The following is a 309-nucleotide window of genomic DNA, read 5'->3' as shown; positions in this document are numbered from 1 at the left end:
GAATTGATTCACTTAATTTGTTGATATTCTTTCTGATATCTAAGGTTGCTCTGTTATTCAAACAGCCCAGACGTCCGTATCCGAACGTCTGGTGCACCAAAACGTTACCCCAACTCTTCCAGCTTTTTCTTCAGTACTTCCATCACCACTTGCGGGTTGACCCCCTTGGCAGCTTTACGGGTCAGGCCAATAAAGGGTCCCATGGCCTTGCCACGTTTTTCCACCGGGGTATTGAGGTAGCCTTCCACCAGTTTCGGGTTGTTGGCCAGTACATCGGCAACGATGGCTTCAATGGCACCGGTATCGGAC

At 49.5% G+C, this 309-nt stretch carries 1 pseudogene; it reads right to left on the bottom strand.

The features are described from left to right. Positions 1–104: 104 nt before the first annotated feature. Positions 105–309, bottom strand: a pseudogene (gatB, locus tag Q4563_RS18505) (Asp-tRNA(Asn)/Glu-tRNA(Gln) amidotransferase subunit GatB); the annotation flags it as partial.

Source organism: Gilvimarinus sp. 1_MG-2023, from assembly GCF_030548285.1.
The sequence above is the reverse complement of the archived record's forward strand: the minus strand, read 5'-3'. Positions and strand labels throughout refer to the sequence as shown.